We start from the raw sequence: 5,819 nt of genomic DNA on the forward strand, positions 1-5,819 counted from the left end.
CCAATGACATTGTTCTCACTGATTGAGTCAGGCGTGGTCCTCAGCGCCATATAGAGATCGTCGCGCAAGCGGACATGCTGCGAATAAGCAATCAGGTTGATTGAGACACGGTCCTCATATTCAGGTAGCAACAGGTCTTCGATAAACTGGTTTGCCGCCTGCTGAAGAAAGAACATCCGCGTTTCCGTGCCTTCGTCAGTCAGGATATTGCCATCGCTATCACGGATCGGATCACCATTTGCATCACGGCGATAAATCGGGCCATCCATCAAAATCCCCATCGAACCTGAAATATCGAGGACAAGAGATACCTCAACATTGCCGGTCCCTTCGATCGCGCTCGCGGTGGCCGGTGCCGTCAAAGTGTCCATGCCGATCAGGCGCAGGTAGAAGGTATCCATGTCTATCTGGGATGAAAGCCTGATTTCACTCCCGTTTGCGGTTTTTTCGATGAACGGCTCACCGACGATCGCGTTCGCATAGCCTTCGGCGGCGAAGAAATCTGTCAGGACGGCCCCTGCATCGCGCTCTTGATTCAGGTTTGCAGCAGCAAGAACTGCGCGGTCCGACACGCTTTGCAGCTTGGTCCGCTCGGATTCAAAACGCATGAAATCGACGGCCATGCCGCCCACAACCAGCATCGAAATCAAAAGGAGAAGCGTCAGAACAATAAGACCACCGTCTTCGTCTTTCTTGAACTGGCGAATGAAAGCCAGTTGTTCAAGGTAGGCACGGCGCGTATCTTGCAGCTTTTTAAGCTTGTTTTTACGGTTCTTAAAATTCAACATCGTCAGATCCCCAGGCATTTGGCGCATCAATATGGCACCGGCAGACTTTAAACTCATACTTATTACCACATCCAGCATTTTGATGTGGCAAAAAAATGGCGTGCTGCGGTGGCGCGCCTAATGGGTCGTATCATGGTTGATACAGTGCAATGTTTCAGTGCGGACTGTAATTTTTTCGGAAACAGTAGGTGGACATGTGCGGCCAAAAGCACACAAAAATAGCAATAAATTTACGTTGTTTTAGTCAGTCGTCGTCTGAACAGCGAATCGTTTTTGCGCGAAATAATCCAGTTTTTGAACGTTTTCACTGCCCTTTGTGCGGAGGTGTTTTTGCAATGCCTGCGCCATGAGGTCGCTGGCCGGCGTCGCTGCGTCGAAAAGAAGATATGCAACGGGTCTTGCCCCTTGCTAGGCTCACCCAGAACCAGAAGGGATGCGGCATGGGATATTCCGGCTTTCGCGTGATCAAAGAAGGGCTGTTCGGCCAGAAAGGCTGGAAGCCGGTTTGGCGCGATCCCGCACCCAAGGCGGAGTACGACGCGATCATCATCGGTGGCGGTGGGCACGGGCTTTCGACTGCGTTTTATCTGGCCAAAGAGCACGGGATGACAAATATCGCGGTGCTGGAAAAGGGCTATATCGGGGGTGGAAATGTCGGGAGAAACACGACGATTGTCCGCGCAAATTACTTTTTGCCCGGCAACTCGGAGTTCTATTCGCACTCTTTGAAAATGTGGGAAACCATGGAGCGTGATCTCAACTACAACGTCATGCATTCGCAGCGCGGGTTGATCAATCTGTTCCATTCCGACGGCCAGCGCGATGCCTTTGCGCGCCGGGGTAACGCGATGATCAACCAGGGTGACGATGCGATCCTGCTCGACCAAGACGGCGTGCGCGCACATCTGCCTTATCTTGATTTCGAAAACGTCCGTTTTCCGATCTATGGCGGCCTTTACCACCCGCGCGGTGGCACGGCGCGCCATGATGCGGTGGCTTGGGGCTATGCGCGCGGCGCGGATCAGCGCGGCGTTGATATCATCCAGAATTGCGAGGTCACGGGCATTGATATCGAGGGCGGTGTCGTGAAAGGCGTGCAGACCACGCGCGGGGCGATCAGGGCCAAGAAAGTGGGCATTGTGGTGGCCGGCCGGTCCAGCCAGGTGGCGGCGATGGCGGGGATGCGATTGCCCATAGAAAGCCATGTTTTGCAGGCTTTTGTGACGGAAGGGTTGAAGCCCGTCATCGACCACGTCGTCAGCTTCGGGATGGGCCATTTCTACATCAGCCAGTCCGACAAAGGCGGTCTGGTTTTTGGCGGCGATATTGATTTTTACGCCTCTTATGCAGCAAGGGGGAACCTGCCGATGAAAGAGCATGTGATGGATGCGGCGATGACCCTGATGCCGATGATCGGCAAGGCAAAGGTGCTGCGTTCCTGGGGCGGGATCATGGATATGACGCCGGATGGATCGCCCATTATCGACAAGACACCGACGGAGGGGCTCTTTATCGATTGTGGCTGGTGCTACGGCGGGTTCAAGGCTGTACCCGGATCGGGGTTCAGCTTTGCGCATCTGATGGCGACCGGTCAGCATCACGCGCCTGCGGCAAAGTTCCGGTTGGACCGGTTCCGGTCCGGTGCGGGTTTGATGGATGAAGAGGGCACCGGCTCTCAGCACAACCTGCACTAGAGGCTGGCATGGGGTTTTGAGTATTTATGGCAAGATGATGGGATGCGCATAGCATGAGGATCACATGTCCCAATTGCGGCGAACGTGACCGCAGGGAATTCTACTATCAGGGTGATGCTGTGGCGTTGTCGCGTCCTGCACCTGATGCGGGGTTGGAAGCCTGGGATGATTATCTGCACAACCGCGATAATCCCGCAGGCGATACGCGCGATCTGTGGTTCCATGAGGCGGGGTGCGGGGCTTGGGTGGTGGTCACGCGGAATACGGTGACCCATACGGTGCTTGACACCGCTTTGGCCGAGCGGTCGCACAGATGAGATTGCAAGCCCCAGAACAGACCGTGGATTTCACCTTCGACGGGCGGCGGATCAAAGGCGTGCCGGGTGAGCCTGTGGCGGCGGCGCTCTTGGCGAATGGGATCAAGCTGGTGGGGCGGTCGTTCAAATATCACCGCCCGCGCGGGGTGATGTCGGCGGGATCAGAGGAACAGAACGCACTGGTCACCGTAGGGCGTGGCGCGCAGGCCGAACCCAACGTGCGCGCGACCACGTTGGAGGTGGCCGCGGGGTTGGAGGTCTGGTCCCAGAACGCATGGCCGTCGCTGCGCTATGATCTGATGGCTGTGAATGATGTGCTGTCGCCGTTTTTGGCGGCAGGTTTTTATTACAAGACCTTCATGTGGCCGCGCAGTTTTTGGGAAAAACTCTATGAGCCTGTGATCCGGCGTGCTGCCGGACTGGGGGCGCTTGATGGCGCGCATAATGCGGACACTTATGAAAAGGCCTTTGCCTTTTGTGATGTGCTTGTCATTGGTGCGGGACCGGCGGGTCTGATGGCGGCTTTGACCTCCGCGCGCGCGGGGGCCGATGTGATCCTTGCGGATGAAGATACCGCAATGGGCGGTCGGTTGCTGCGCGAGCACGAGCAGATCGACAGCAGACCCGCCAGGGAGTGGGTGGCCGAGGTGCTGGTGGAACTTGATGCGATGCCGAATGTCCGTCTGATGACCCGCACAACGGTCACGGGGGCCTATGACCAGGGTACCTATGGCGCGCTTGAGCGTGTCGCGGGGCCGCCCAAAGCGGGCAAACCGGTGGCGTGTTTTTGGCGCATCGTGGCCAAACGGGCGATCCTCTGTGCCGGTGCTTTGGAGCGTCCGATTGCCTTTCCCAACAACGACCGGCCCGGGATCATGATGGCGAGCGCCGTGCGTGCCTATGTCAATCGCTGGGGCGTGGTTCCCGGCAAGGCAATCGCGGTCTTTGGCAATAATGATGATGTCTACCGTACGGCCCGTGATCTGGCGGTGGCCGGTGTGAAGGTGGTTGCTGTGATTGATAGCCGTGACGTCGAGACTGTCGTGATGGATAATCGTGACGATGTGACACTTGGGGGTGACTATCCCGTTTACACCGGCGCGCAGGTGATCGGCACGCGGGGCCGTCATGGCCTGCAAAGCATCACGATAAGCCACAAAGGTGGTACGCGGACGATCCGGACGGACTGTCTGGCGATGTCGGGGGGGTGGAACCCGACGGTCCATCTGACCTGTCATATGAACGGGCGGCCAACATGGAATGAAGAGATCGCCTCTTTTGTGCCGACACCTGACAGTATTCCGGGGCTGGTGACAGCGGGGGCCTGCAACGGGACTTTCAGTACGGCAGGATGTTTGAGCGCAGCGGCAGAGGTGGCAGCGCAGGTTGCAAGGGGCCTTGGGTTGAAACCCAAGGTGACGGTCCCTGTTGCTGATGATGCGGCCTATTCTGTCACGCCGCTTTGGGCTGTGCCCGGCAAGGGGCGCAAATGGATTGATTTCCAGAACGATGTCCACGTGAAGGATATCAAACTGGCCGCGCAAGAGAACTTCCGCTCGGTCGAGCATATGAAGCGCTATACGACGCAGGGGATGGCGCCGGATCAGGGCAAGTCGTCAAATGTGGTTGCACTTGCGGTCCTGGCGGATGCCACCGGCAGGGGGATCCCCGAGACAGGCACGACCACGTTCCGCCCGCCTTATGTGCCTGTGCCGATTGCCGCGATGGGGGCAGGCAGTCAGGGCAAGGGATTTGCGCCGCAGCGGTTCACGACTTCGCATCAGGCAAGTGTCGCGCGGGGTGTGCCGATGATCGAGGCAGGGCTCTGGTATCGTCCGAGCTATTTCCCGTTGAAAGATGAAAGCCATTGGCGACAGTCCTGCGACCGCGAAGTGGGCTATGTGCGCAATGCGGTCGGAGTTTGTGATGTGTCGACCCTTGGCAAGATCGACATTCAGGGGCCGGATGCCGCAGCACTGCTGGATTTTGTCTATACCAATATGTTTTCGACCCTGAAGGTCGGGCGCGTGCGCTACGGGTTGATGCTGCGCGAGGACGGTCATGTCATGGATGACGGCACCACAGCGCGCCTCGGCGAGACGCATTTTGTGATGACGACAACCACGGCTGCGGCCGGTCAGGTGATGCGGCATCTGGCGTTTGTCTTGCAGGTTTTGCGCCCTGATCTGGATGCCACGGTGATCTCTGTCACCGAGCAATGGGCGCAGTTTGCGGTGGCGGGGCCGCAGGCGCGTGTTTTGCTGAATACGGTACTGGAACAGGCGCTTGATGATGAAAGCTGGCCGTTCATGGCCTGTGGCGCGGTCCGTGTCGGCGGTGTCGCGGGGCGTTTGTTCCGGATCTCGTTTTCGGGCGAACATGCCTATGAGATCGCGGTGCCGGCGCGTTATGGCGAGAGCCTGTTTCGCATCCTCGTAGCGCAGGCAGAGGTTCTGGGTGGCGGGCCCTACGGGATGGAAGCCCTCAATGTGCTGCGCATCGAGAAGGGGTTCATCACGCATGCCGAAATGCACGGGCGCACGACCGCATATGATCTCGGGATGGAACGGATGATCAACGCCCAAAAAGACTGTATCGGGAAGGCCGCGGCGGCCCGTCCGGGCCTTCTTGGCGCCGAACGGCAGCAATTGGTGGGCTTGCGTGCCAAAGGCGGCGATCACGCGTTAACCGCAGGAGCGCATTTGTTTGCGCGTGCGGCCGCAGAGACGCGGGAGAACAGTCAGGGGTATGTGACCTCGGTGTGTTATTCGCCGACGTTTGCGACTTATCTGGCGCTGGGTTTTTTGGAGAATGGCCGTGCCCGCCACGGCGAGGTGATCAAACTGCGTGATCATTTGCGGGGGATCAGCGAAGAGGTCAAGGTCTGCGATCCTGTATTCTTTGATCCCACCGGAGGGCGTGCCCGTGGCTAGTCTGATTGCATTGACGCCCTGTGCGGGGCTGTTGCCGCTGGCCCATGGCGGGGTTGAGGTGGTGGAGGTTTTGCCTGCGTGTTTGAT

The 5,819-nt window shown here is 58.1% G+C and carries 4 protein-coding genes; 3 read left to right on the plus strand and 1 reads right to left on the minus strand.

Going from position 1 to position 5,819, the window contains the following annotated elements:
• On the minus strand, positions 1-788 hold a 788-nt coding region (locus tag VGP75_RS12340; RefSeq protein ID WP_327543955.1), incomplete at its 3' end, for a Tad domain-containing protein.
• 440 nt (positions 789-1,228) lie between these two features.
• Between VGP75_RS12340 and VGP75_RS12345 the strand changes: the two genes are divergently transcribed.
• From VGP75_RS12345 to VGP75_RS12355, 3 genes are read left to right on the plus strand one after another with little or no spacing between them, the layout of a single operon-like run.
• The gene (locus VGP75_RS12345; protein WP_327543956.1) at positions 1,229-2,482 is read left to right on the plus strand and encodes a sarcosine oxidase subunit beta family protein; all 1,254 of its coding nucleotides are present in this window, start codon (positions 1,229-1,231) and stop codon (positions 2,480-2,482) included.
• A gap of 53 nt (positions 2,483-2,535) precedes the next feature.
• Positions 2,536-2,799, plus strand: a complete 264-nt coding sequence (locus VGP75_RS12350; protein ID WP_327543957.1) for a sarcosine oxidase subunit delta — start codon at positions 2,536-2,538, stop codon at positions 2,797-2,799.
• The gene (locus tag VGP75_RS12355; RefSeq protein WP_327543958.1) at positions 2,796-5,732 is read left to right on the plus strand and encodes a sarcosine oxidase subunit alpha family protein; all 2,937 of its coding nucleotides are present in this window, start codon (positions 2,796-2,798) and stop codon (positions 5,730-5,732) included. Before VGP75_RS12350 ends, VGP75_RS12355 begins: the two co-directional genes overlap by 4 nt.
• The last annotated feature ends 87 nt before the right edge of the window (positions 5,733-5,819 follow it).

The sequence above is a fragment of the Yoonia sp. genome (assembly GCF_036007805.1).
Taxonomy (GTDB): Bacteria; Pseudomonadota; Alphaproteobacteria; order Rhodobacterales; family Rhodobacteraceae; genus Yoonia.